The organism is Rhodomicrobium sp. Az07 (assembly GCF_018619475.1).
Classification (GTDB): Bacteria; Pseudomonadota; Alphaproteobacteria; order Rhizobiales; family Rhodomicrobiaceae; genus Rhodomicrobium.
On the sequence record NZ_JAHFZG010000009.1, the window covers coordinates 54,566 to 79,557 of the forward strand.

A 24,992-nucleotide genomic window follows, 5' to 3' on the forward strand; every position below is an offset into this window, starting at 1 on the left:
CCGATCCATCAGATCGAACGAGGAAAAGAATGAGCTTCAGATCACGCTTCGTGGCGACGGTCTCCGCCGCGCTTCTCTCTGCGGCGCTCCTTGTGCCGCAGGCCATCGCCCAGGAAACGAAACCCGTCATCGTGTTCGCCGCCGCGAGCCTGAAGAACGCGCTCGATGCCATCTCCGCCGACTGGCAGAAGGAGACGGGCAAATCCGTGAAGACCAGCTACGCCGCAAGCTCGGCGCTCGCGAAGCAACTCGAACAGGACGCGCCCGCCGACATCTTCATTTCGGCCGACCTCGACTGGATGAACTACGTCGAGAAGAAAGCGCTGATCGATACGGCAAGCCGCGCGAACCTGCTTGGCAACGCGATCGTGCTCATCGCGCCGAAGGATAGCACGGCGACGATCGAGCTGAAGGAAGGCGCCGATCTCGGCAAGCTCGTAGGCGATGGCCGCCTCGCGGCCGGACAGGTCACGTCCGTGCCCGCCGGCAAATACGCCAAGGCCGCGCTCGAAAAGCTGGGCCTCTGGTCGCAGGTCGAGGGCAAGCTTGCGCAGGCCGAAAGCGTGCGTGCCGCGCTCCTCCTCGTCAGCCGCGGCGAAGCGCCCCTCGGCATCGTCTATGCGAGCGACGCGGTCTCCGACGCCAACGTCAAGGTCATCGCCACCTTCCCGGCCGCTTCGCATCCCGCGATCATCTATCCCATCGCGCTGACCACGAAGGCGGGTGAGGACGCGAAGTCGTTCTACACCTACGTGAAATCGCGCAAAGCCGCGCCTCACTTCGAGAAGCAGGGCTTCACGGTTCTCGCGGACAAGAAGTCCTGAACGACTTCTGGACGCTCACTCCGGATGAGTGGACCGCCATCCGGTTGAGCCTCCTGGTCGCGACCGTCGCTGTGGTGGCGAGCCTGCCTTTCGGGCTCGCCACGGCATGGGTGCTGGCGAGGCGCGAATTCTGGGGGAAGTCCCTTCTCAACGGCATCGTTCATCTTCCGCTCGTCCTGCCTCCCGTCGTCACCGGCTATCTGCTTCTCATCTCGTTCGGCCGAAAAGGCCCCGCCGGGCAATTCTTCGAGCAATGCTGCGGGCTCGTCTTCTCGTTCCGCTGGACGGGCGCCGCGCTTGCCTGCGCCGTCATGGGCTTTCCGCTGATGGTGCGCGCCATCCGCCTTTCGCTCGAATCCGTCGACCGTCGGCTCGAAGACGCGGCGGGCACGCTCGGCGCGAACCCGCCCTGGGTGTTCCTCACCGTGACGCTGCCCCTCATCGCGCCCGGCGTCATCGCGGGCATGATCCTGTGCTTCGCGCGAGCCATGGGCGAATTCGGCGCGACGATCACCTTCGTGTCGAACATTCCAGGCGAGACGCAAACGCTGCCCTCGGCGATCTACACCTTCACGCAGGTGCCGGGCGGCGATGAGGGCGCGCTCCGGCTGACGCTCGTTTCGCTCGTCATCTCGATGGGGGCGCTGATCGCATCCGAATGGCTGGCCAGGCGCGCGGGTGGTGCGGGAAGGATCGCGTCATGATCGAAGTCGCCGTTTCGCAAAAGCTCGGTGCGTTCGCGCTCGATGTCGATTTCAAGACGGACGGACGGTTCGTCGCGCTGTTCGGCCATTCGGGATCGGGCAAGACCACGCTGATCAATCTGATCGCCGGGCTCACGCGGCCTGCTCGCGGGCGCATCGTGATCGACGGCGAGACCCTCGTCGATACGGCCCGCGGCATCTTCGTGCCCGCCTGCAAGCGCAGGCTCGGCATGGTATTCCAGGAAGGACGCCTGTTCCCTCATCTTTCGGTCAAGCAGAACCTGCTTTACGGGGCATGGTTCGCTGGCGCGGTGGACAAGAGCGGCGCCGAACTCGCGCGCGTCGCCGTTCTTCTCGGCATCGATCACCTTCTCACGCGCTATCCGAACCGGCTGTCCGGCGGCGAAAAGCAGCGCGTCGCCATCGGCCGGGCGCTCCTCGCCTCACCGAAGCTGCTCCTCATGGACGAGCCGCTCGCCTCGCTCGACGACGCCCGCAAGCTCGAAATCATGCCGTATCTGGAGCGGCTGCGCGACGAGGCGGGCATTCCCATCATCTATGTCAGCCACTCGGTGGCGGAGGTGGCGCGGCTGTCGGACACGCTTGTCGTGCTCTCGGCGGGCAAGATGCGCGCCTGCGGCCCCACGCTCGACCTGATGCAGCACGTCGATCTGTTCCCGGCGGCGGAGGGCAGCGACGATGCTGGCGCGCTCATTCTTGCAACCGTCGTGCAGCAGGACAACGGGTACGGCCTCACGAAGCTTTCGTCGCGCGCGGGCGAATGGCTGATGCCCCGGCTCGATGTGCCCGAAGGCAGACAGGTTCGCATGCAGATCAAGGCGCGCGACGTGTTGATCGCGGCCGAAAGGCCTGATGGCATGAGCGCGCTGAACGTGTTTCGCGGCGTCGTGGCGGAAATCGGCGCGACCGATGGCGCAAGCGTGGAATTGCGCGTCGATTGCATGGGCGAGACGCTCATCGCCAGGCTGACGCGCTATTCGGTGGAGCGGCTTCAGCTTGCGGTGGGCGCCCCCGTGTTCGCAATCGTGAAGTCGGTCTCGTTCGACCGGCGCACGCTTGGTTCGGGCTGGCAGGATCTTCGCGCTTCGGATGCAGGCGCTGCGGCGGAGTAGAGTCGGCGAAGCTTGCGAAAATCGGAGATCGGGACCACGTGTCCGCCGTACAAGCTTGGCGGGCGCGTGCAATGCGTTTATGCCCGTGTCAATCGAAGAATTCCCGGAGCCATCATGAGAACCGCAGCATTCCCCAAGCCGCGCACGGACCTCAAGCCGAACACGGCGGAATTCGAGCGTCTTCCCTATGTGAAGCCGACGGGTTTTCGCGAATACGATGCGCGCTGGCTGTTCCCGCAGGAAATCAACCTGATGGGCATGCAGGCGCTCGGCATCGGGCTCGCGACACTGATGCGCGAGCGGGGCGTGCCGGTGCGCATCGTGACGGGCCACGACTACCGCTCCTATTCGTCGAGCATAAAATGCGCGCTCATCTCCGGTCTTCTCGCGGGCGGCGCGGAGGTGCACGATATCGGGCTTGCACTCTCGCCGACCGCCTATTTCGCGCAGTTCGCGCTCGACGTGGAAGGCGTGGCGATGGTCACGGCGAGTCACAACGACAATGGCTGGACGGGCATCAAGCTCGGCATGGCGCGGCCGCTCACCTTCGGCCCCGAAGACATGAGCGAACTCAAGGCCATCGTGCTCGAAGGCCGCTTCGCCCCGCATGAAGGCGGCACGTATCACTTCCACGGCGACATCGCCGACCGCTATATCGCCGACCTCACCGACCGCAAGCCCTTCGCGCGCAAGATCAAGGCCGTGGTCGCGTGCGGCAACGGAACGGCGGGCGCTTTCGCACCGCAGGTGCTGGAGAAGCTCGGCGTCGAGGTGATCCCGCTGAACGCAGACCTCGACTACACCTTCCCGAACCATAACCCGAACCCGGAATCGCTGAAGATGCTGCACGCGATGTCGAACGCGGTGCGGCTCTCGGGCGCCGACGTCGGCCTCGCCTTCGACGGCGACGGCGACCGTTGCGGCGTGGTCGACAACGAAGGGACTGAGATTTTCGCCGACAAGGTGGGTGTGATGCTCGCGCGCGATATTTCGGGCCTCTACAAGGACGCGAAATTCGTGGTGGACGTGAAGTCGACGGGCCTGTTCTCGACGGACCCGGTGCTCGTCAAGAACGGCGCGCACACCGCTTACTGGAAGACGGGCCACTCTTACATCAAGCGCTACAGCCATCAAACGGGCGCGCTCGTCGGCTTCGAGAAGTCGGGCCATTACTTCTTCAACCCGCCGCTGGGGCGCGGCTATGACGACGGCATCGTTTCGGCCATCGCGATTTGCGACATGCTTTCGCGCGCGCCCGACAAGACCATGGCCGAGTTGCATCGCGAACTGCCGAAAACGTGGCAGTCGCCGACCATGTCGCCCCATTGCGACGACGAGAAAAAATATGAGGTGGTCGACCGCGTGATCGCGCATTTCAAGGCGATTGCCGACCAGGGCGGCGAGATCGCGGGCCAGAAGATCCGCGAGGTCATCACGGTGAACGGGATCCGCATCGTGCTCGAAGACGGCACATGGGGCCTCGTGCGCGCCTCGTCGAACAAACCGGAACTCGTCATCGTGGTGGAGAGCCCGGCATCGGATGCGAACATGCGCGCGATCTTCGCCGAGATCGACCAGCATCTCGCCACCTATCCCGAGATCGGCGACTATAATCAGAAACTGTAGGTCTGGCCTGTATTTGCAGGCGACCGCGCGTTTCCCGAAGCCGCCCGGCCGGGTTATTTGTCGTTTGCGACAAGACCGTCGGTAATGGTCGTCGCCTGATCCATGAAGCGCTGGATTGCCACCCGCGCGGGCTGGGTGCAGGTGCGATAGGTGCGCGCGTAGTCGCGATAGCCGCGATTGAAGGCTTCGACGAGCTTCGCCCGCCTCAGCGCGCTCGTTCCCTCCGAACTGACCAACTCGCGCATATGCTCGCGCCACACCTGACCTTCGTTGCCACCGCAAAGCTCCCGCAGATAGTGCAGCGTGCCCATGATTTCGGCGAGGCGGAAAAGCTGCGGGTCGTAAGGCCGGTCCTCGGAGCCGAGCCTGTTCTGTCCGGCGTCCTGCTGAAGCTGTGGCGGCGGCGGCGGCGCGGGCTGCTGCCGCGGAGGCGCGCGGCGCTGCTGCGGAGGCGGCTGCTGCTGGAACAGACGGTCGAGGAATTGCGCTTGCGCGGGCTGCATCGCGGCAAGGCCCGCGCAGGCCAGAGCGACCGCCATCGCGGCCTTCAAACGCTTCCCCGCCATGTCCATCATGATGAGCCTTTGGAAAGCGCGGCCTTCGCGTTGCGGATCGCGGTCTCAAGCCCCGGCGTGCAGGCGAGGCGCTCGCGATCTTCGTCGGCAAAAAAGCGCGCCTCGGCCGCATCGCCGCCCGCCGCAAGCGCGCCCGACACGTCTTCCGTCGCGAAAACGGCAATCATGTAATGTGCGGCCACTTCGCCCTCGCCGTTCAGCACCGTCGCATCGGCAACATCGCCCAAAGTCAAAGCCGAGGCAAGGAGCCCCGTCTCCTCGAAAAGCTCCCGGCATGCCGCTTCGCGCGCCGTTTCGCCCGGAAGAACCGCGCCGCCCGGCAGCGACCAGAGCCCGGCATAGGGCGCTTTGCCTCGCCTGACGAGAAGCACCGCCCCGTCGCGGAAAACCGCCACCGAAACCCCGGCGCGAGGATAGAACGAAGACATTGCGCAAGCCCTTTCGTCGCCCGCTCACTTGTCGTCGCGGACTTCGGCACGCGGCCAGACGCGAGCGCGGCTTTATATGCCGCTCCACTCCAGCCCCGCGCGCGCGTAAGCCGCGCGGCACGTGTTGACCATGAGATAGGCCACCGTCATCGGCCCGACGCCGCCCGGAACCGGCGTGATCGCGCCCGCGACATGCTTCGCGCTCTCGAAATCCACGTCGCCGACAAGCTTCGACTTGCCGTCGAGGCCCGGCACGCGGTTGATGCCGACATCGACCACGATGGCGCCCGGCTTGATCCATGTGCCGGGGATCATGCTCGGACGGCCCACGGCGGCGACGAGCACATCCGCGCCCGCGACAACGGCGGGCAGATCCCGCGTCTTCGAGTGCGCGATGGTCACAGTGCAGTTTTCCTGCAACAGCAGATGCGCCATCGGCTTGCCGACGATGTTCGAGCGGCCCACCACGACCGCGTGCGCGCCCGCGAGGTTCGGCTGCGCGCTCTTGATGAGCCTGAGGCAGCCGAGCGGCGTACACGGCACGAAGCCCGGCAGCCCCGCGAACAGCTTGCCCGCGTTCACCACATGAAAGCCGTCGACGTCCTTCTCGGGCGCGATGGCCGCGATGGCGTCGTCGGCGTCGAGATGCGGCGGCAGCGGAAGCTGCACGAGGATGCCGTCAACCGCCGGATCGGCGTTCAGCCGCGCGATCAGCGTGAGCAGCCCTGCGCGGTCGATGTCGGCGGCGGGGCGCTCCTCCACGGAATGGAAGCCGAGTTCGCGCGCGAGCTTCAGCTTCGAGCGCACGTAAACCTGGCTCGCCGGGTTCTCGCCCACGAGCACCACCGCAAGCCCCGGCGCGCGCCCGGTCTTCTCCGAGAACGCCGCCGCGAGCTTCGCCGCTTCGGCCTTGATCTCCGCCGCCATGGCGACGCCGTCCAGTATCCTTCCGACGCCGTCCAAAATCGTTGCTTCGGCCATCGCGTTCACCTCTTCTTCTTCGGCTCTTCCTTCGCCACGTCGAGACATATGGCGATTTTCGCAAGCAGATCATCGGCGTCGCCCGCGACCGCCACCGTCTTCAGCCGCGACTTCTGTCCCGCCGCCATCGACACGGACGATTTCGGCACGCCGAGCCAACCCGCGATGAGCACCACAAGCGCCGCGTTCGCCTTGCCGTCTTCCGGCGGCGTCGTGACATAGGCTTTCAGCACGGGCTTGCCGTCGAACGCCTCGACGCCCGCCACCCGCGCGGCGCTGGCCTTCGGCGTCAGCCGCACATGCAGCAACACGCCGTCCGCCTTCGCCGTGGCGGGCAATTGCATCGCGCTAAAGGATCCACCCGAAGATGACCACGTCGCGCAGGAAGATCAGGCCGAGGATCAGCACCACGGGCGACAGGTCCAGCCCGCCGAGATTGGGCAGCACGTTGCGGATCGGGCGCAGGAGCGGCTCCGTCAGGCGATAGAGGCCGTCCGCGATGGTGTAGACCACGCGGTTGCGGCGGTTCACCACGTCGAACGCGATGAGCCAGCTCATGATGGCGCTGATGATGATCACCCAGATGAAGAGCGAGATCACCATCGCGATGAAACCGAAAAATGCATGCATGTGGCTGTGCCTCCCCGCAAGCGCAGTGAATTCGACAGGTGATTCACCCCCGCTGCGGGCTCTCATATCACATGTCGGATTCCGGACTGCGCTTAATTCGAAACGTTTCCCGTGCTCATGCGGCGCATGCGTTTGCCGGCGAGCGCGCGGAGAAGGAAACCAGACGCATTCGCCGGAAGCACGAGCCCGATGCGTCTGTTTAGCTCGATTGGAACGGTTGCATCAAGGGGCTTTGGCCTGAGGCGAATTATCTTGGCGCGTCGCCCATGCGGGCGCGATGACGCAAAGCCGTGCGCGCAAAGGGCGTGGCGCGGGCGTCGCCGCTGCGGGCGAAGGGCGCGAGGCTGCGCAGGCGCTGGCGGAAATAGAAAAGGCCGCCCAAAGGCGGCCTTTCCATGAAATCCGGTTTGAACCAGATTAGAACTTCAGCTTCATGCCGGTGACGACCGCATCCCAATCAGCAGAAAGACTTCCGGGTTGAGCGCTCGTTCCATCAACGGTTGCGGCCCGATAGGTCGACACGTCAGCTTCGTAGTGGTGATACTGGGCGTAGACTTCGAGAGCCGCGCCGTCGAAGGCTTGCGTCACACCGAAGCCGTAGCGGGTCACCTCAGACGACGTGATGTAGGTAGCAGCGGAAGCGAGCACTGCCGGTTCAGCGTCGGCGTCGGCTTTGACAGCGGCGAGATAAGTGCTGCCAACGCCAGCGTCGTCATAGATGCCGTATTCGCCGTAGAACGTCGTCGCGCCGTAGTCGATGAAGCGCTTCGTGATACCGCCCTGGATGTACCAAGCCGACGAGTCGACATCGCCGAGGTCGGTGTTGTACTTCGTGATCGACGAAGCCGCGCCGTTCACGAACAGGCCGGTCGGAACGTGCATGATAGAGGCCGAACCGAAGACCTTGTCGAACTTAACGGTAGAAGCGACGCCAGTACGCGGGTCGTTGTTGTCCTTGTGCTCGCCAGTGTAATAGTAACCGACGCCAGCCGCAACGCGGAAGTCAGCGAACTGCTTCTGGAAGCGAAGGGCGATATCCCACACGTCGTTCTCACCCCAAGCGGCGCTCATGATGAAGCCGTAGAGGGCAGGCGTGTCGTAGCGAACGAAGTCGCCACGCGAGGTGTCGAAGAAGGTGCCGCCGTTGACGATCGTGCCCCAAGTGGTTTTGCCGACCCTGAACTTGTTGTTGTAGTACTGGCTGGCGTCGGAGAGGCTGCCGCCGAGGTTAATGATGCCGAGGTCGTCCGTCGCGGCCGAGCCCTGGCCGAGCGTGATGCGGCCGAAGGTCTTGCTCTCGAAGAACGCGTTCGCTTGACGGATCTTGACCGTCGCGTCTTCCGAAGGCGCATCGTCATTCGCCTGGTCAACGTTCGAGGAGTTGGAGTCGTTCACGCCGAGTTCGATCAGGAAGCCAGCCTTGAGGTCGGACGAGATCGTGCCCGTGCCCTTCATGCGGAAGCGCGTGGAAGACTGCTCATTGTCGACGACATAAGCGTCGGAGTCGACGCCATCGTCCCAAGCAACCAACGCGCGGTTGACCTGGCCGGAAAGTTCGAGCGAAACCTTGCGATTGCCCTTGCGGACGGTCGTGGCTTCGAGTTCAGCGACGCGCTCTTCGAGGTCGTCGGCGCCAAGGTCAGCCGCCTTGGCAGAAGAAGCGGTAAGAGTCCAGCTGCCCATCACGAGGCCAGCAGCCGCAACAAGCGCGAAAGCGCTCGTCTTATTGAAGATTCCCCCAGTCATGCCCATAATTCCCTTTTTTCAGCGCCAAATTCGATTGCATCGGCCGCTACGCATCTGCATTCGTTGCGCGCTGCCATCGGTGAACCCCACGTCCATCTTTTTAGAGGAGCCCTAAGGGGAGCTACACCGACCCCCGGTTGAGGCGTTAACGGCGAGCCACAACCGGTGCAATTCGGCAACGGTGGGTCAGGCGGGGTCAAGGCACTGATATTAGGATGGAAAGTTTGTATCGCGGCGTCGCGATGCTCCGTAAACGGCGGCCGCGCGCGAAAGCAGCGGAAGATTTTCGGCGGGCGGAGAGGCGCGGAAATTAACGTTTCATAAGGGATTGCGCGGCGACGCGGGCTGGCGGGCGCCGCCGGGTGCGGTTTCGCGCATCTTTTCCCGAGCGGGAAACCGATTTATACTGGGCGGCAAGGTTCGGCACAAAGAGAGAGGTTAAAAGGCAGTCTTCGGTCATCGGCACGGTACAGGCGGCATGCCTGAGAAGGAGAGAGCGATGGGAGGCACCGACAACACCAGGTTCGACGCGAACTCGCAGAACGAAGCGGGCGGCGCCGATCCATCGGGGCAAGCGCGCGCGCCTGATGAGCCGCCCTTGGCGACCGCGCCCGATGACGCCGTTCTGGTGTCGCAGCCCGACGCGCCGCGACATGGGGAGCCGCCCGTCGAGGATGGCGCGCCGCCGCCCGCTTCGCCCGCCCATCAAACTGCCCCGTCAGAGACGCCGGTCGCCGATCATGAGCCTTCGTTGTCGGACGAGGCCGCGACACGGCAGGGGCCGCCGCCGGAGCGCGAAGTCCCGCCCCACGAGCCGCCACCGGCTGGCGCGCCGGACCTCATCCTCGACGAGCGGCTGACGTCCGCCGCCGCGCCATTTCTCTATCTGCTGGGGATCGTCATGCTCGCGGTGGCGGGCTATCTTGTTTACTTGTTCCTGTAGCGGCGGACGCGTGACAGGGCCGGTCGGCGCATGATCGGAAAGAAATGCCGGAGGGAGGCTTGGCGGGCGCCGACTTAGCGGGCCCCTTGCGGCGCGAGCAAATCGCGAAAGCGCTTTTCAAACTCCGTCGGCCCGGATGGCTGGCGCGTCGGCGCGACGGCGGGCTGCTGGTCCGCGACGGAGTCCGTCTTGCGGCGCGGGCGGGCGAGCGTGGGTTCCTGCGCCGTCGTCCAGGATGATGCCGCGGGCGTGGCCGCCGGCTGCGGCAGCGCCGATGGGGCGGGCTGAGGCGGCTGCTGCCTGTTCAGGCTTTCGAGCCGCGCGATGTCCTTTTCCATCTTGCGCACCAGCACGGCGCGCACGAAGTCCTCGGCGGCAACAGACCGCCGAGCGGCGCCCAATTCACGCAGCGGCCCGGCGATCACGACCTTGACCGGCGGCCATTTGCGCCGATCCGAAGTCACGCCAAGCTGCCATGTCGTGTCGGCCTGCATGGTCGCGAGGTCGAGATCGCCCCGCATGCGGACGGTGCCGTCGCGCGGATTGCGGAACGAGGCGCGCGGGATTTCAAGCGTTCCGTCGCGGATGACAAGCGGGAAGCGCAGCTTGCGGAATTTGAAGTCGCCCGATTGCAGCGCGTCCTGAACTTTGCGCGCGATGGCCTCTTCCGCGAGAGGCGCGGCCGCCGCCTGCATATCGTCACCGCTTTTCTGCACCGCAGCGGGCGACAATTTCGCGAGTTGGCCTTCCGAAAACGCGATTGCCCCCTTGCCGCCGAGCACCGCGACGAGCCCGCGCGGACTTAACGCCTGACCGGACGCCTTCACGACGAGAGAAGCGCGGCCCTTCATGAGTGGCGGCGTGCCCTGCGCGGGCAGAAGCGACAGATCCGCGTTTGTAAGAGCGATATTCGCGGTTGCGACGACGGCGGGGCCTTTTCCGTCCAGCACGAGCGAGCCCGACACCGTGCCGCCGAGCGCCTTGCCGTCGAGCTTGCGGATATCGAGGCGGCCGTTGTCGAGAATCGCCGAAACCTGCGCATCGGAAAGCGCGAAACCGTCGCTGAGTTTCAGAGACCGCACGCCGAGCGCGATGCGGGCGGAGGTCTCCTCGAACGCGATCTTGTTGAACGGGCGCTCGCTCCAGAGCGGCGCCTGATCGGATGGCGCGGACTCTCTGCCCAGGGGCGCCAGGAATTGGCCAAGCAGCGACGGAAGCGACAGTTGGTCGGCGCTCAGTGAGGCTTCGATGCCGAGTTGTTCCGCGAGGATGGCGGCGAGCGTGCCGTTGATGGCGTTGCGCCCGGACTCAGCCTTCAGCTTCGTCGCTTCGATGCGTTCCGGCGTTGCCGTGACGGTCGCCTCGACGTGCAGCGGAGCTTTCGTGTCCGCGCCGAGAAGCGCCAGAAGCGGTGCCGACAGGAATTGCTCGGGCGATGGGGCCGTCGCGGAGACCTTGCCGGAGAACGAAGGCTGTTCGCCCTTGATGTCCGTCGCGCCGTCGATCTGCGCTTGAAAGGGCTGCGTCTTCAGCGTGCCGGAGGTGTCGAAGTGGCGGTATGTGCCACCAAGGCGAAGATTCAGGGTGCCGGTCGACGGCGGCGGTGAGGAGGCGGGGGCGGCTTTCGGATAGAGAAGGGCCAGAAGCTTGATCCCATCGGCGGACGACGCGCCGAGCTGGGCTGTAAATGGCGTGGTCCGCCAGTCCGCGAGATTGCCCTTGATCTGCGCGCGGCCGTCGACACGGACATCGCCGAGCGTGCCGGTAATCTGGCCCGCGCCGCCTTTCCCCCGCGTCTCCGCGCCGTAGTTGATCGTGAGTGCGGCCGGCGCCATCATCCGCGTCCGCGCTCCGAGCCGATCCGGCGCCATGCCGAGAGCGGCGGCTGCCTGAGCGACCGCCTCGGGTGTCCGCGCCTCGACGCGCCCCTCGAACCGGCCCTGGGCTTCGGCCTTCAGCGGCACCACGCCTTCGCCCTGCACCGACAGGCCGTCCAGCGTCTCCGCGCTCAACTTCGTGACGGTCACAAGGGCCGGAGTGAACCGGATCTGCGCGGCAAGATTTTTCGCATGAATGACGCCCGCATGCAGTTCGCCGGCGGAAAGACCGATGTCGCCCGTCTGAATGTCGGAGAGATCTTCACCGAAGAACGGAGCGAGTTGCGCGAGCGTCCCTTGCCAAGCGGACTTCAGCGCATCGGTGGAGAACGCGTCTGTGTCCTGCCCCGCGTCAGCTCCCGCGAGGATGAACCTGTCGCCCGCAAGCGTCAGCGAAAGCTTGCGAATCGGCTGGCTGTCCAGCCTGATGCCGCCGGTGAAGGGAGCGCCCTCGATGGTTCCCGAGAGGCTTTCGAGCGCCGCCACGGTTTCCGATAGCTTGAGCTGTCCCGTAAAGGCGATGGCTCGTGCGAGCGGGTTCTTGCCGCCTGCCTCCGGCGCCATCCACCGGTTCAGCCGCGCGAGATGCCGGGCATCGATGGAGAGCTTGCCCGCGAGTTCGGGCTTGCCGCCGTCGCGGGCAAGCGTGCCGGCGAAGGCCAGCGCCGTGTCGCCGGGAAGCGTCGCCGCGGCGTTCGAAAACGTCCAGATATTTCCGTCGCGCGTGCCTTCGAGCTTCACGCCGTCGATGAAGTCGTCCTTCAACTGCACATGCTCCGCCGCGAGTTCGAGCCGTACCGGCATTTCCGGGTAAAGCCAGAGCAGACGGTCGACCACGGCGCGGGTTTCGTCCCAGCGCTTCGGAGCGCTTACGGCCCAACCGGCAGCGGGATTCGCTTTCGCAAGCAAGGCGTCCGCGTCGAGCGATTTCCCCTGAAGGAAAATTTCGGCGGGCGCGCCGTGCGCGAAGGGGATGGTCGCGCGGCCCGCGAAGATCTGCGGCCGGTTCGCGCCGTCGAGCGTCAGCGCGAGATCGGACAACGCGGCGCTGTCGAGATCGATTTTTGCCCGCGCGCTCGCCTGCATATACACGGGCAAGAAAAGGCCCGCTGTCTTGGGCGCATTGAACGTCAGCGACCCTTCGAACGTCGGCGCGAAGCTCACGCGGAGCACGCCGTCAGCATGCATTACCGCCTTGCTGGCCAGGTCCGTCGCGCTGCCCGAAAGCTTGATGCCGGAGCCCTGCGCGAGTTGGGCCATAAGCCTCACATCGAACCGCCGGTCGTCGAAGGTGGCCTTGACGCTCGCGCGGTAGGGCGCGCCGCGCGTGGGCGCCGCGATCTTGCCGTCAATCCCCGAAAGCGTCAGCGGCGCGCCATGCTCGGGCACGAAGGTGAAGCTGCCCCCCTCGACTTCGAGCGAGCGGACGTCCGCCGGAAAAGGAAACGCGATGCCCGCCGTGCTTTCGCTCGCGCGGCCAGCGCCACGCCGCGCCGCCTGAACGATCACCACGGGCCGAACGAGCTTCAGGCGGCTCGCCTCGACATGTCCGCCGATCAGGCCTTGAAGCGAAAGCGAAAGATCGAGCGCTTCGGCGCTCAACGCGAGCTTGTCGCCGGGCGCGGGATCGGTCGCAATCTTTGCGGCGCGCACATGCGGTTCGGGGAGGAGTGCGATGTCGATATCGCCCACGATCCGAATCTTCTGTCCGAACAGCGTGGATGCCGCCTCTTCTATGTCCGGGCGAAAGGCATTCCAGTCCAGAAAGGCGGGCACGGTGAAGGCCGCGCCGATGAGCAGCACCAGAAGCGTCGCGAATGTTGCCAGGAAGCGGCCCAAAACGAGTCCTCTTGGATCAGGGGTGCGAAGAACGCGCGCCGTGCTTCGAGCTTGAAGTATCGTTCAAAAAGAAGGCTTGCAAGGGGCCGGGGCGAAATAGCTTTACACAACCGCCGACCCCGATTCGGATTGTGCCAGATTTTGCCCGTTCACGCGCGCATTCCACATCGGCGCGACGGAGACTTCCACAATTGCATGGCCAGGAAGGGCCGCCGCGCGCCGCAGGATCGAATAAACGGCATCAGACGGTGAGCGCGCCTCGCTTCGCCGCTTCGTAGCGCTCGCCGATCTTGTCCCAGTCGAGCACGGACCACCAGGCACGCAGATAATCGGCGCGGCGATCATTATATCTCAGATAATAGGCGTGCTCCCAGACATCGTTGCCGAACAGCACGCGCTCGCCATCCATAAGGGGCGTGTCCTGATTAGGCTTCGTCGTCAGACCGAGCTTGCCGTCGCTGTCGACAGTGACGAAAACCCAGCCCGAGCCGGTGAGGCCGACACCCGCATTGTTGAACGCCGCCTGAAGGTTTTCGAAGCTGCCGAAATCGCGCGCGATGGCCGCCGCCAGATCGCCGGTCGGCCTTCCGCCATCGCCGCCCATGATCTGCCAGAACATGCTGTGATTGGCGTGGCCGCCTGCGTTCGTCCGCACCGCCGGGCGCACCGACTCGGGCACGGACGACAGTGAAGCCAGAATTTCGGGCAGCGACTTTTTCGTCCACGAACCGCCCTTCGATGCTGCCGCCTTCAGCTTCTGCACATAAGACGCGTGGTGCCGGTCATGATGAAGCCGCATGGTTTCGGCGTCGATGGCAGGCTCGTTCTTGTTGTAGGCGTAAGGGAGAGCGGGAAGCGAGTAAGTTCCTCCCTCGCCGTCGCGGTGAAAGCCAAGCATCGCCGCGCCTGCTTTCAGCATGTTTCCCGTTATTTCGGATGGCATCGGAATCTCCCTGAATGAAAAAGCCGCAGCGTTGCCTGCGGCCAAGTTTCAAGCTGCGTGATGGAAGCCCGCAGACGCTTCGCCTTTGCTGATGCGGCGCAGTGTCAAGAACACGTCAGTGGCTTTTGTGATCCCCGGAACGTTGTGTCCCGTGGGAGCCGGACGCACCGGCGGCCGATGGGGCGCGCTGCACTGTCACTTCGATCGGGAATGGCCCCGCCTTGTCGAAAACGAGCGTAAGGGGGAAGGACGTGCCTTCCTCAAGGCGCTGCTTCAGGCCCAGAAGCATCACATGCAGACCGCCCGGCTTGAATTCGGCCGAGGCGCCGGGCGCGAGCTTCACTCCACCCTGAACGGCGCGCATCTTGAGGACGCCGTTCTCCTCGACATGCTCATGGATCTCGGTCTTTTCCGCAACCGGCGTCGCGGCGGAAATGAGAGTGTCCGCAGTCTGGCCCTTGTTGCCGAGTGAAAGATAGACCGCGCCCGCCTTGGCGGATTCGGCGGTGGGCCGCGCCCAGGGCTGCACGATCGAGATGCCGTTTTGCAGATAGGAAGTCTCGGAAGCCGCCGCGATCCCCGACAGCGCGAACCCGGTTGCGGCGACGAGAAGATATTTTTTCATGATGTGGGTCCGTTGCGTTCGATGTGGCTTATGCAAGAGCCGAACGGTCTTGTCATTCTACCGTCGGTCGGGTCGATGTGCCGGAAATCTGACGCCCTCGGCCCCTTTGTGCCATGCACGCTTTTGTGACTGGACGCTCAAGCCGCGCCGCTACTGCGACAGCTCGCGAGAGCGCCGCGCTGCCGCCGCGATGGCTTCGCGCATGAGCCCTTTCAGCCCCTCGTCCTTCGAAAGAATAGCGAGAGCGGCGGCGGTGGTGCCACCGGGCGAGGTTACGTTTTCGCGCAGCTTCGCGGCTTCGAGCGGGGAACGATGCATGAGTTCGCCCGCGCCCTCGACCGTCGCCCGCGCGAGCTTCATCGCGAGTTCGGGCGGTAGCCCCGCTTCCTCGGCGGCGTGGGCGAGACATTCGGCGAGGTAGAAGACATAGGCCGGGCCGGAGCCGGAAACGGCGGTTACCGCGTCGAGCAGGCCCTCGTCGTCGACCCAGACAACCTCGCCAACGGCGCGCAAAAGCCTGTCGCACAATGCGCGCTGCGCTTCGTTCACATTGGCGTTCGGGAATGCGCCCGTCACGCCGCGCCCGATCTCGGCCGGCAGGTTCGGCATGGCGCGCACGATGGCCGTGCCGTCGCGGAACTGGCCCGCGATGCCGGACACCGTCCGCCCGGCCGCGATGGACAGCACCACCGTATGAGGCCCGACATGGCGGGCGACCTCGGCAAGCACGTCCGGCAGAACTTGCGGCTTTACCGCCAGAACCATGACGTCCGGCGCGTCTTCGGGGAGCATCGGAATGCCCTTGTCCTGAAGAAGCGCGGTCATCTGCGGGGAAGGCTGCGGCTCTCGCACGGCGATGGCGGAGGGCGGAAAACCTGCGCCGAGCCAGCCGCGAAGAAGCGCGCCGCCCATGCGGCCCGCTCCGACGAGAAAGATCGATGAGGTCCGCCCTGTATCGGTCACGCCTGCCCCTCCGTTTCGAAGATCGTGCTTGCCAACGCCTCTTCCGCGCGCTTTCCAGCCCACACGACGAACTGGAAAGCCTGATAATAGCGCTCGCAGGTATCGATGGCAGCCTGCAAAAGCGCCTCGCATTGCTTCGCCGTCGGTTCGGCACCGTTCAGCATCAAGCCTTGCCTGTAAAGCAGAAGGCCCTCGGACGACCAGATGTCGAAATGTCCGAGCCACAACTGCTCATTGATCAGCACCAGAAGGCGATAGATCTCGGATATGCGGTTGCGCGGCACCTTGAAGTCGAAAGCGCATGCCATGTGCAGGCTTTCAAGGTCGTCGCGCCAGTTGAACGAGATATGATAATCGCACCACTCGCCCGATACGGATACAGTCAACTCGTCTTCGCTCGAACGCTCGAAGGTCCAATCCTGCACGCACGCAATCTGTTCCACGAGGTCTACGGGGTGTGAAAGTCGGTTGTAATCCTGCCCGGCAGTGGTCATCCCAATTCCCTTCTGAGCTGCGGCGAGAGTGTTCCGGGCATGCCCCACTACGACAAATGCCGTGTTCGCCCAGATGTCGCCGCATATGCTTCTCAGCCTATGAGGTGATCCGCCTGTCACGCGCAATCGCGTCCACACTTTCTCCACGGGGAAAACAACGTGGCGGGGGCGTTAGCTTGACAGTGTTGCCAATGTGTCGATGCGGGCGAATGAGCGCGGCGCGAAGTCGCAACGCTCAAGACGGCCTAGATCAGCCTGCGTTCAATCGGACCCGTTTTGGCGCAGAAAAGCTGATCGACAACAGAAACCTAAGCGCCGAAGCGAGGGAAAAGCGCGCCGCCGGTCGAACGGACGACGCGCGGCGGCACCATCGCTCACGCCAAAACGCGCGCGCTGCCCGTCCGCGATGAGCGCCATCGCCGAGTGGATGCGCTCACGTCGTCCGATGGCCTGGAGAATGCAAAGGCCGAGGGCGGCGCCTTGTCAGAAGGTTCCGCCGCCAATCGTCGGCGCGCCCTGCAAGCGTGCGACCGCCGCCTCAAGCTCTTCGACGCGCCTCGCGAGGCGCTCGTTTTCTTCGCGCGCCTTTAGCGCCATGGCTTTCACCGCCTCGAATTCCTCGCGTTGCGGCAGGTCCATGCTGCGGAAGAAACGTTCCGCCTGGCTGCGTGCGGCGGTCTCGAATTCCTGCCGCGCGCCCTGAGCCGCGCCCGCCGCGTCCGTCATCAACTTGGCGATATCGTCGAAAAGCCGGCCCGTAGTCTGCGTCATGATCGATCCTCGATGGCAAAGTGGTTTGCGGCAACCTAATCACTACGCGGGGCAGCTTCAAGCGCGGGCGAGCTGCCCGCGACCCTTTGCGGTCGGATCGTCTTTCCACCCATGGGTAGTTTGTTCAGAAACGACGGCTTGGCCTGCCCGGCAAGGCCGACAACTAACGGCGCGCGACATTGCCCCTTAACCAACTCCATGCGATGACGTCGTCGGCGATAAGCAAAGGGCGTGGCATGATCAGACGAACCCTGGCGGCGGTTTTTCTTTCACTTTCGGTTCCGGCGGCTGAGGCGGCGCAATGCGGCGGCGATTTCCCGGGCTTCATTGCGCAGGTATCGCGCGACGCAGCGGGCGTCGGCATTTCGCGGTCCGTGGTCGACAGCGCGCTCGCAGGCGCGGGGCTCGATCGGGCGGTGCTGGCCTTCGACCGCCGCCAGCGCGCCTCCTTCAGCAACCCGAACTTCGTGGCCTTCGCCGCCAAACGCGTGCATCCGGCGAGAATCAAGCGCGGCAGGCAGATGTTGCAGCGGCATGCCGCGCTGCTGTCGCGCATCCAGCAGCGGTTCGGCGTGCCGCCGCAGCTCATTGTCGCTATCTGGGGACTGGAAACCGATTACGGCTCGGGCGACATGGGGAAAAGGCCGGTGATCCGAACGCTCGCAACGCTCGCATGGGATTGCCGCCGCACCGAGCTGTTTCAGCGGGAACTGCTTGCGGCGCTCATGATCGTGCAGCGCGGCGATCTTCCGCTCTCGGAGTTGAAGGGCGCATACGCGGGCGAGATCGGCCAGACGCAGTTCCTGCCATCGTCATACATAGAATATGGCATCGACTTCGATGGAGACGGCCATGTCGACCTTCGCCACAGTGTGCCGGACGTGCTTGCCTCCACCGCAAACCTTCTCAAGGTCAACGGCTGGCGCGCGGGAGCGGCTTACCGCGAGGGCAGCGAGAACTTTCAGGTTTTGCGCGAATGGAACCGCGCCGAGGTTTATCGCAAGACCATCGTCTACTTCGCCGAACGGCTGGCTGGCCGATAAACCCGCTTGCGATGCGATTCAACCCGGAGCCGCGCTGTGCAGGTATATGCGGTGGCAGATCGCGGGAAGGTTTATCGCGGACCTGCCAGACGGCCGACAAACGGATCATGAAGATCGGCCAGAATCGGACCCCGGCGTGTCGCCACGCGCGGGATCGCAATTCAGAACGCGTTCAGCGCTTGCCGAACTCGCGCACATCCACAAAGCGGCCCGCGACCGCCGCCGCCGCTGCCATCGCGGGCGACACGAGATGCGTGCGGCCCTTGAAGCCCTGACGGCCCTCGAAATTGCGGTTCGAGGTCGAGGCGCAGCGCTCGCCGGGGTTGAGCTTGTCGGCGTTCATGGCAAGGCACATCGAGCAGCCCGGCTCGCGCCACTCGAAGCCCGCCGCGAGGAAAACCTCGTCGAGCCCTTCGGCCTCGGCCTGCTCCTTCACGAGACCGGAGCCCGGCACGACCATGGCTTTCACCGTGTCGGCCACGCGTCGGCCTTCGACGATTGCGGCGGCTGCGCGCAGATCCTCGATGCGGCCGTTCGTACACGAACCGATGAACACGCGGTCGATGGCGATGTCCGTCATCTTCATGCCCGGCTCAAGGCCCATATAGGCGAGCGCGCGAGAGACAGCCGCCCGCTTGCCCTCATCGGCGACCTTCGCCGGGTCGGGGACGGTGCCGGTGATCGCGACGACGTCTTCCGGGCTTGTGCCCCAGGTGAGGATGGGCGGCAGCGACGAAGCATCGAGCTTGATTTCACGGTCGAAATGCGCGCCTTCATCCGAGGGCAACGTCTCCCAGTATTTCCGCGCAAGCTCCCACGCGGCGCCCTTCGGCGAGCGGGGACGGCCCGCGATATAAGCGAATGTCTTCTCGTCCGGCGCAACGAGGCCAGCGCGCGCGCCGCCCTCGATCGACATGTTGCAGACCGTCATGCGGCCTTCCATCGACAGCGCGCGGATGGCCTCGCCCGCATATTCGATGACGTAGCCCGTACCGCCCGCCGTGCCGATCTCCCCAATGATGGCGAGGATGATGTCCTTCGCCGTCACGCCGTCCGGCAGGATGCCGTCGACCGTCACGCGCATATTCTTCGCTTTTGTCTGGATCAGCGTCTGCGTGGCGAGCACATGTTCCACCTCGGACGTGCCGATGCCGTGCGCGAGCGAGCCGAAAGCGCCATGTGTGGACGTGTGGCTGTCGCCGCAGACGATGGTCGTGCCGGGAAGCGTAAAACCCTGTTCCGGTCCGACGATGTGGACGACGCCCTGCCGCTTGTCGAGTTCGTTGTAATATTCGATGCCGAATTCGGCGCAGTTCTCGCCGAGCGTCTGCACTTGCAAGGCTGCTTCCGGGTCGTCGATGCCGTGGCTGCGGTCCGTCGTCGGCACGTTGTGATCGACCACGGCTAGGGTCTTCTGCGGCGCGCGAACGCGGCGCCCGGCGGTGCGAAGCCCCTCGAACGCCTGCGGGCTCGTCACCTCATGCACGAGATGGCGGTCGATATAAAGAAGGCTGGTGCCGTCCGCTTGCGTTTCAACGACGTGGTCGTCCCAGATTTTATCGTAGAGTGTCTTTGCCATGATCGGTCCGTTCCGCTCGGGCTGACGAGCGCGCTTGTTCTTGAATGGTTTTAGGAAGCGCGAACACGGAAAGCAAGGCACCCGCGCGACGATTGCGGAAAACCGTGCAGCGATTCCGCCAGACATAAGGCCTCTGACGGAGCGATGCGCCTTGTTTTTCAAGCGTCGACGCTCGCGCAATCAAGAGCGGACACGGCGTCAAGATCCTCGCGAAGCCTGTCAGCACGTGCCGCGCCGAGGTCCGCTTCGACAGCTGCGTGCGTCTGTTGCCAGATCGGGACCGCGCCAGCGAGGACGGATCGCCCGGCTTCGGTCAACCGCAGAAGGCGGCCGCGCCTGTCTGTCTCGTCGGGGAAAATCTCGACGTAGCCTGCGCGCTCCAGAGGCTTGAGATTGGCGGTGAGCGTTGTGCGATCCATGGCGAGAAGCGCCGCAACGTTGCCGAGGCGCGGCGCGGCCGGGCGATTCAGCGCCATCAGCAGCGAGAACTGGCCGCTCGTGATCCCCTTGTCCTTGAGCGCGACATCGAAACGCCGGGCGAGCGCACGCGCCGCGCGCTGCACATGCAGGCACAAACAGGTATCACGAACGTGAAGCGTGACTTCATACGGCACCTCATTTTCTGGCGCGGCGATGTTTGACATGGGCACCCTATTATGTTGAACGCGACAGCGCGGCCGAACGTCCCAGGAGGTAAACGAATGACCTATGTCGAAGGTTTTCTGCTCGCTGTACCCGCGTCGAAAAAGGATGCCTACCTCGCAATGGCGGCGGCTGCGGCACCGCTCTTCAAGGAATTCGGCGCAACGCGCATGGTCGAGTGCTGGGAAGACGACATCAAGGACGGCAAGGTAACCGATTTCCGCATGGCCGTGAAAGCGGAGCCGGGCGAAGCTATCGTGTTCAGCTGGATCGAGTATCCTTCAAAGGAGGCGCGCGACGCCGCCAATGAGCGCATGCGGACCGATCCGCGCATGAAGAACATGGGTGAGATGCCGTTCGATGGCATGCGCATGATTTTCGGCGGTTTCAGCAAGGTCTTCGACGCCTGACTGGCGCGAGGCTGATCTAGCGCGGCCGAAGTGCATAACCTTCGGCTGCGATTTGCGGCGCAACCGGCGCAGCTTTGCCGCCCTACCCCGACAGCGCCACCGTCTGCCGGTGATGCTTGGGCGAGGCGATTTCCTTCGCGATGAAGTCGGCGACATCCGCGCGCGAAATGGTCATCTTGCGCGCCTTGCGGTCGGCGCTGGCGAGATAGTTGCCTGTCGCGGGGCCATTCGTCAGCCCGACGGGCTGAACCAGAACGAAGTCGTTCGGCGCGGCCTTGATCGCGGCTTCCTGCTTTTCCTTGTCGGCGAGGATCGCGCGCATGAACAGCGCGGCCGCAATGGAAAAAAGGAGCGATTTCTTGTCCCGCGTATCGCCGATGCCGAAGGCCGTCACAGCGATCAGCCGCAAGCCGGGATCGGCCGCCGCGAGGATATTGCGCGTTCCGTATTCGCAGATGTGGGGATTGATCGTGCGCTTTCTTCCCTGCGTGCTGCGGGAGTTCCCGAGGCTGATGACGCAAACGTCGTGCCCGGGCACCACGCGCGCGACATCCTCGGCGGACAGCGCGTCGCCCTTGACGATGGTGAGCGCGTTGTCGGAGGGTAATTTCGACGGATCGCGCACGAGAGCCGTCACCTGGTGCCCGTCTGCGAGAAGCTTTTCGACGGTTGCGCGGCCCGTGCCGCCCGTCGCTCCAAAGACAATGATTTTCATACTGACGATATAGGAAGGTGGATAGCTGCGCGCCATCCCCGCGAGGCGAAGTTTGGCCGACCGTTGCAAATTCGCAATGCAGCCATGGACCGCGACGCCATCATTTGCGCGCACATTTCTGCGCTCATCCATGCTATGTTGAATTGTCGCACCGTCGCTTTGCCGGGAAACGGCCGCGCTTCGCCTCGTCACCAACCGGAACCCCCGCGCCCCACTCCTCCATGACCGATCTTCTCACAAAGCCCGCAGCGGCGGCTCGGGCTTCCGCGGCCGAGCGCCCTTCTTCCGACCGTCGCCTTGTCGGAATCGGCTTCATGCTGACGGCCGTGAGCTTCTTTGCTTTCCTCGACACGAGCGCGAAGTTTCTCGGCACCATCGAGCACATTCCTCTGGTGGAAATCATCTGGGTGCGCTTCCTGATGAACGCCGTGCTCATCGTGGTCATGCTCGGGCCGCGCGCGGTCGTTCGCGCCGCACCGTCCCGCAAGCCCGTCCAGCAGATCCTGCGCAGCGCGCTGCTCCTCGCGACGACCGCGTTCAATTTCGCCGCGCTTCAGTATCTCCAACTCGACCAGACCTCGACGATCTACTTCCTCGCGCCGTTCTTCGTGGCCGCGCTTGCCGGTCCGCTGCTCGGCGAATGGGTGGGCTGGCGTAGGCTCGCGGCGATCTGCGTCGGCTTCACCGGCATCATCTTCGTGACGAAACCGGGCTTCGGCGGCATCCACTGGGCGGTGACGCTCGCGCTCGGCTCGGTATTCTGCCACTCGCTCTACAGCCTTTGGACGCGCTATCTCGCCCGTTTCGACGCGCCGCGAACGACGCTCGTCTACACACCGCTCGCGGGAGCCGTCCTCATGGCGCCGGTCGCGTTGTGGAACTGGCAGATGCCGCCGGATGCGCTCGCCTGGGGCGTCCTGTTGAGCCTGGGCCTTCTCGGCGGGATGGGGCACTGGTTCCTGATCCTCGCCCATGACCGCGCGCCCGCGCCGGTGATCGCGCCCTTCACCTACATCAACCTGCTGCTCGTGACGTGCCTCGGCTATCTCGTCTTCGGCGATGTGCCAGACATCTGGACGCTCGTCGGCGCGGCGATCATCGTTGCGTCGGGAATTTACTTGCTCTTCAGGGAGCGGGCGGCTTCAGCGTCCGCGCCCGCTTCGTCTTCCACGGTGGACGGGTAGACGGCGCGCACGCGAGCGGCGACATCGGCGAACGTGCCTTCCGCGATGGATTTGCGGATCGCGGCCATCAACTCCTGATAGAAGCCGATATTCGCCCATGACAGGATCATCGGCGCGAGATACTCGCCCGAGCGGAAGAGGTGGTGGATGTAGGCGCGGGAATAGTCGCGCGACGCGGGGCAGGTGCTCGTCTCGTCGAGCGGGCGCAAATCCTCGACATGCGCCGCGTTCTTGATGTTGAGCTTGCCCGCCCATGTGAACGCCTGCCCGTGGCGGCCGGAACGCGTCGGCATCACGCAGTCGAACATGTCGATGCCGCGTTCGACAGCGCCCACGATATCCGACGGCGTGCCGACGCCCATGAGGTAGCGCGGCTTGTTCGTGGGCAAAAGCGGCGTGGTGAAATCGAGCGTCTCGAACATGGCGCGCTGGCCTTCGCCGACCGCGAGTCCGCCGACCGAATAGCCGTGAAAATCCATCGACGTCAGCTTCGCCGCCGACTCCTTCCGAAGCTCGCGGAAGGTGCTGCCCTGCACGATGCCGAACAGCGCGCGCCCCGGCTGGCCATACTGCGCGAACGCCGCCAGCGAGCGCTCCGCCCAGCGCAGCGACAGCCGCATCGAGCTTTCCGCATCCTCGAACGTCGCCGGGAACGGCGTGCATTCGTCGAACTGCATCTGGATGTCGGAGCCGAGGAGGTTCTGCACCTCGATGGAGCGCTCGGGCGTCAACTCGTACATCGCGCCGTCGATATGCGAGCGGAAGGTGACGCCCTTTTCGGTGAGCTTCCGAAGCTGCGCGAGCGACATCACCTGAAAGCCGCCGGAATCGGTGAGGATCGGCCCATCCCAGCGCATGAAGCTGTGAAGGCCGCCGAGCTTGGCGATGCGCTCCGCGCCGGGGCGCAGCATCAGGTGGTAGGTGTTGCCGAGGATGATGTCGGACCCCGCCGCCTTCACATCGTCGAGGAAGACGGCCTTCACCGACGCCGTAGTGCCGACCGGCATGAAGGCGGGCGTGCGGATCGGCCCGCGCGGTGTCGCGATTTCGCCGAGGCGCGCCGCGCCGTCCTGCGCGAGAAGCGTGTAGGAAAAGGGCTGCGTCATGAGCGGACCGTCGAGGGCTGCGCATCCGCGCGCGAGAGAAGGCACGCGTCGCCGTAGGAATAGAAGCGGAAGCCCGCATCGACGGCGTGGGCGTAGGCGCGCTTCATGAGCGCCGTGCCGGAGAAGGCGCAGACGAGCATGAACAGCGTCGATTTCGGCAGGTGGAAATTCGTCACGAGGAGGTCCGCGCTTCTGAAACGGTGGCCGGGCTTGATGAAGATCGTTGTAAAGCCTTTGGCGGGCTCGATAAAGCCGTCTTCGCGGGTGGCCGTCTCAAGCACGCGAAGCGAGGTCGTGCCCGCAGCGATGACGCGGCCACCGCGCTCGCGGGCCGCGCTGATGGCGCGCGCCGTCACCTCGCCGATCTCGAACCACTCGGCGTGGATTTCATGATCCTCGACCGTCGCGGTCTTCACCGGCAGGAAAGTGCCCGCGCCCACATGGAGCGTTACGAAGGCCGTCTCGACGCCGCGCTGTGAGAGCCGCGCGAGAAGTTCCGGCGTGAAGTGAAGTCCGGCTGTCGGCGCGGCGACGGCACCCTCGTTGCGCGCGAAAACGGTCTGATAATCCGAGCGGTCGCGCTCGTCGGCGGGGCGCTGGCGGGCAATATACGGTGGAAGCGGCATCGCGCCGTGGCGTTGCATGACGGCCTCGACGCTGTCGCCCTCCGGCGCGGCCAAGATGATTTCGCCATCGTCGGACTTGGCGACGACGATCAGCCGTGAGGCGTGTTCGCCGGTTGCTAAATGGATCGCGTCGCCGGGCCGGAGCCGTCGCGCGGGCCGCGCGAACGCTTTCCACGCACCGGACGCTTCGCGTTCGATCAGGTTCAGGGAGACATCCACGGCGGGCGCATCCGCATCGCGCGGCGGGCGCGTGCCGGACAGTTCAGCGGAGAGAACGCGGGTGTCGTTGAACACCATGATGTCGCCGGGACGAAAAAAGGCGGGAAGGTCGCGGATCGTGGCTTCGGCGAGCGGTTCGCGCGCGGCAGGATCGACGCGCAGCAGGCGCGCAGCGTCGCGCGGGCTCGCGGGCCTAAGCGCGATGGCCGACTTGGGGAGGTCGAAGTCGAAGTCCTTGAGGTGCACGATGCGTTCGCGGATGAAGCGGCGGCCAATGGAGTCGGCAGCCCTGAAAACAAAAGATGAGCGCCCGCGTCCTTCCGGACACTGGCGCTCGGTCTGAAAAACGGGTCGGTTCGCTTTCGG

At 64.8% G+C, this 24,992-nt stretch carries 25 protein-coding genes; 8 read left to right on the top strand and 17 right to left on the bottom strand.

All coding sequences use genetic code 11. From position 1 onward, the window contains the following. The first annotated feature begins 29 nt into the window (after nucleotides 1-29). The 4 genes from modA (at nucleotide 30) to KKP04_RS08450 (ending at nucleotide 4,287) form a co-directional block, all read left to right on the top strand. Nucleotides 30-824 (top strand): molybdate ABC transporter substrate-binding protein, encoded by a 795-nt coding sequence (gene modA / locus KKP04_RS08435; RefSeq protein ID WP_215029296.1) that lies wholly within the window; start codon nucleotides 30-32, stop codon nucleotides 822-824. Then, entirely contained in the window at nucleotides 821-1,528 is a 708-nt protein-coding gene (gene modB / locus KKP04_RS08440) for a molybdate ABC transporter permease subunit (RefSeq protein ID WP_215029553.1), read from the top strand. The genes modA and modB overlap by 4 nt, the downstream gene beginning before the upstream one ends. After that, nucleotides 1,525-2,661, top strand: a complete 1,137-nt coding sequence (gene modC / locus KKP04_RS08445; protein WP_215029299.1) for a molybdenum ABC transporter ATP-binding protein — start codon at nucleotides 1,525-1,527, stop codon at nucleotides 2,659-2,661. The genes modB and modC overlap by 4 nt, the downstream gene beginning before the upstream one ends. A gap of 114 nt (nucleotides 2,662-2,775) precedes the next feature. Next, the gene (locus KKP04_RS08450) at nucleotides 2,776-4,287 is read left to right on the top strand and encodes a phosphomannomutase/phosphoglucomutase (RefSeq protein WP_215029302.1); all 1,512 of its coding nucleotides are present in this window, start codon (nucleotides 2,776-2,778) and stop codon (nucleotides 4,285-4,287) included. A 53-nt stretch (nucleotides 4,288-4,340) separates the two neighbouring features. Here the strand turns inward: KKP04_RS08450 and KKP04_RS08455 are convergent, their stop codons facing one another. The 6 genes from KKP04_RS08455 to KKP04_RS08480 form a co-directional block, all read right to left on the bottom strand. After that, complete coding sequence (locus tag KKP04_RS08455) at nucleotides 4,341-4,862, bottom strand: TIGR02301 family protein (protein WP_215029305.1); 522 nt, start codon at nucleotides 4,860-4,862, stop codon at nucleotides 4,341-4,343. Continuing rightward, nucleotides 4,859-5,290 (bottom strand): NUDIX hydrolase, encoded by a 432-nt coding sequence (locus tag KKP04_RS08460; RefSeq protein ID WP_215029309.1) that lies wholly within the window; start codon nucleotides 5,288-5,290, stop codon nucleotides 4,859-4,861. The genes KKP04_RS08455 and KKP04_RS08460 overlap by 4 nt, the downstream gene beginning before the upstream one ends. A gap of 72 nt (nucleotides 5,291-5,362) precedes the next feature. Continuing rightward, the gene (folD, locus tag KKP04_RS08465; RefSeq protein WP_215029313.1) at nucleotides 5,363-6,271 is read right to left on the bottom strand and encodes a bifunctional methylenetetrahydrofolate dehydrogenase/methenyltetrahydrofolate cyclohydrolase FolD; all 909 of its coding nucleotides are present in this window, start codon (nucleotides 6,269-6,271) and stop codon (nucleotides 5,363-5,365) included. A gap of 5 nt (nucleotides 6,272-6,276) precedes the next feature. Then, nucleotides 6,277-6,615: a DUF167 family protein gene (locus tag KKP04_RS08470; protein ID WP_215029316.1), complete on the bottom strand. Its 339-nt coding sequence runs from the start codon at nucleotides 6,613-6,615 to the stop codon at nucleotides 6,277-6,279. A 4-nt stretch (nucleotides 6,616-6,619) separates the two neighbouring features. Continuing rightward, nucleotides 6,620-6,901, bottom strand: coding sequence for a YggT family protein (locus tag KKP04_RS08475; protein ID WP_013421056.1), 282 nt, complete (start codon nucleotides 6,899-6,901; stop codon nucleotides 6,620-6,622). Nucleotides 6,902-7,318: 417 nt separating this feature from the next. Then, on the bottom strand, nucleotides 7,319-8,647 hold the full coding sequence (locus KKP04_RS08480) for a porin (RefSeq protein ID WP_215029318.1): 1,329 nt from the start codon (nucleotides 8,645-8,647) through the stop codon (nucleotides 7,319-7,321). A 499-nt stretch (nucleotides 8,648-9,146) separates the two neighbouring features. Between KKP04_RS08480 and KKP04_RS08485 the strand changes: the two genes are divergently transcribed. Next, the gene (locus KKP04_RS08485) at nucleotides 9,147-9,590 is read left to right on the top strand and encodes a hypothetical protein (protein WP_215029321.1); all 444 of its coding nucleotides are present in this window, start codon (nucleotides 9,147-9,149) and stop codon (nucleotides 9,588-9,590) included. A gap of 74 nt (nucleotides 9,591-9,664) precedes the next feature. Here KKP04_RS08485 and KKP04_RS08490 read toward each other — a convergent pair whose 3' ends face one another. From KKP04_RS08490 to KKP04_RS08515, 6 genes are all read right to left on the bottom strand, one after another. Next, nucleotides 9,665-13,306: an AsmA family protein gene (locus tag KKP04_RS08490; RefSeq protein ID WP_215029325.1), complete on the bottom strand. Its 3,642-nt coding sequence runs from the start codon at nucleotides 13,304-13,306 to the stop codon at nucleotides 9,665-9,667. Between the two features lie 241 nt (nucleotides 13,307-13,547). Continuing rightward, entirely contained in the window at nucleotides 13,548-14,249 is a 702-nt protein-coding gene (locus KKP04_RS08495) for a superoxide dismutase (protein ID WP_305848958.1), read from the bottom strand. 115 nt (nucleotides 14,250-14,364) lie between these two features. Then, nucleotides 14,365-14,874, bottom strand: coding sequence for a copper chaperone PCu(A)C (locus KKP04_RS08500; RefSeq protein ID WP_215029329.1), 510 nt, complete (start codon nucleotides 14,872-14,874; stop codon nucleotides 14,365-14,367). A 150-nt stretch (nucleotides 14,875-15,024) separates the two neighbouring features. Further along, entirely contained in the window at nucleotides 15,025-15,837 is an 813-nt protein-coding gene (proC, locus tag KKP04_RS08505) for a pyrroline-5-carboxylate reductase (protein ID WP_215029332.1), read from the bottom strand. After that, nucleotides 15,834-16,331 (bottom strand): YbjN domain-containing protein, encoded by a 498-nt coding sequence (locus KKP04_RS08510; protein ID WP_215029335.1) that lies wholly within the window; start codon nucleotides 16,329-16,331, stop codon nucleotides 15,834-15,836. The genes proC and KKP04_RS08510 overlap by 4 nt, the downstream gene beginning before the upstream one ends. Before the next feature lie 483 nt (nucleotides 16,332-16,814). Next, on the bottom strand, nucleotides 16,815-17,102 hold the full coding sequence (locus tag KKP04_RS08515; RefSeq protein ID WP_215029338.1) for an accessory factor UbiK family protein: 288 nt from the start codon (nucleotides 17,100-17,102) through the stop codon (nucleotides 16,815-16,817). A 236-nt stretch (nucleotides 17,103-17,338) separates the two neighbouring features. Here KKP04_RS08515 and KKP04_RS08520 point away from each other — a divergent pair, with 236 nt between their 5' ends. Beyond that, a complete protein-coding gene (locus KKP04_RS08520) occupies nucleotides 17,339-18,145 on the top strand; it encodes a lytic transglycosylase domain-containing protein (RefSeq protein ID WP_215029340.1) in 807 nt (268 codons plus the stop codon). Between the two features lie 172 nt (nucleotides 18,146-18,317). On the opposite strand, the gene leuC is transcribed toward KKP04_RS08520, so the two are convergent. Further along, on the bottom strand, nucleotides 18,318-19,724 hold the full coding sequence (gene leuC / locus KKP04_RS08525; RefSeq protein WP_215029343.1) for a 3-isopropylmalate dehydratase large subunit: 1,407 nt from the start codon (nucleotides 19,722-19,724) through the stop codon (nucleotides 18,318-18,320). Nucleotides 19,725-19,882: 158 nt separating this feature from the next. Beyond that, the gene (locus KKP04_RS08530) at nucleotides 19,883-20,368 is read right to left on the bottom strand and encodes a MarR family winged helix-turn-helix transcriptional regulator (protein WP_215029347.1); all 486 of its coding nucleotides are present in this window, start codon (nucleotides 20,366-20,368) and stop codon (nucleotides 19,883-19,885) included. Between the two features lie 57 nt (nucleotides 20,369-20,425). On the opposite strand from KKP04_RS08530, the gene KKP04_RS08535 reads away from it, so the two are divergent. Then, nucleotides 20,426-20,776, top strand: coding sequence for a DUF1428 domain-containing protein (locus KKP04_RS08535; protein WP_215029350.1), 351 nt, complete (start codon nucleotides 20,426-20,428; stop codon nucleotides 20,774-20,776). A gap of 82 nt (nucleotides 20,777-20,858) precedes the next feature. On the opposite strand, the gene KKP04_RS08540 is transcribed toward KKP04_RS08535, so the two are convergent. Continuing rightward, nucleotides 20,859-21,491, bottom strand: a complete 633-nt coding sequence (locus KKP04_RS08540; protein WP_215029353.1) for an NAD(P)-dependent oxidoreductase — start codon at nucleotides 21,489-21,491, stop codon at nucleotides 20,859-20,861. Between the two features lie 221 nt (nucleotides 21,492-21,712). Here KKP04_RS08540 and KKP04_RS08545 point away from each other — a divergent pair, with 221 nt between their 5' ends. Beyond that, nucleotides 21,713-22,675, top strand: coding sequence for a DMT family transporter (locus KKP04_RS08545; protein WP_251133987.1), 963 nt, complete (start codon nucleotides 21,713-21,715; stop codon nucleotides 22,673-22,675). Here KKP04_RS08545 and tgt read toward each other — a convergent pair. Both tgt and queA read right to left on the bottom strand, forming a co-directional pair. Next, the gene (gene tgt, locus KKP04_RS08550; RefSeq protein ID WP_215029355.1) at nucleotides 22,606-23,781 is read right to left on the bottom strand and encodes a tRNA guanosine(34) transglycosylase Tgt; all 1,176 of its coding nucleotides are present in this window, start codon (nucleotides 23,779-23,781) and stop codon (nucleotides 22,606-22,608) included. The genes KKP04_RS08545 and tgt overlap by 70 nt on opposite strands. Then, nucleotides 23,778-24,872 carry a tRNA preQ1(34) S-adenosylmethionine ribosyltransferase-isomerase QueA gene (gene queA, locus KKP04_RS08555; protein WP_215029358.1) on the bottom strand — a complete coding sequence of 365 codons (1,095 nt, stop codon included), beginning with the start codon at nucleotides 24,870-24,872 and terminating at the stop codon, nucleotides 23,778-23,780. The genes tgt and queA overlap by 4 nt, the downstream gene beginning before the upstream one ends. Nucleotides 24,873-24,992: the final 120 nt, after the last annotated feature.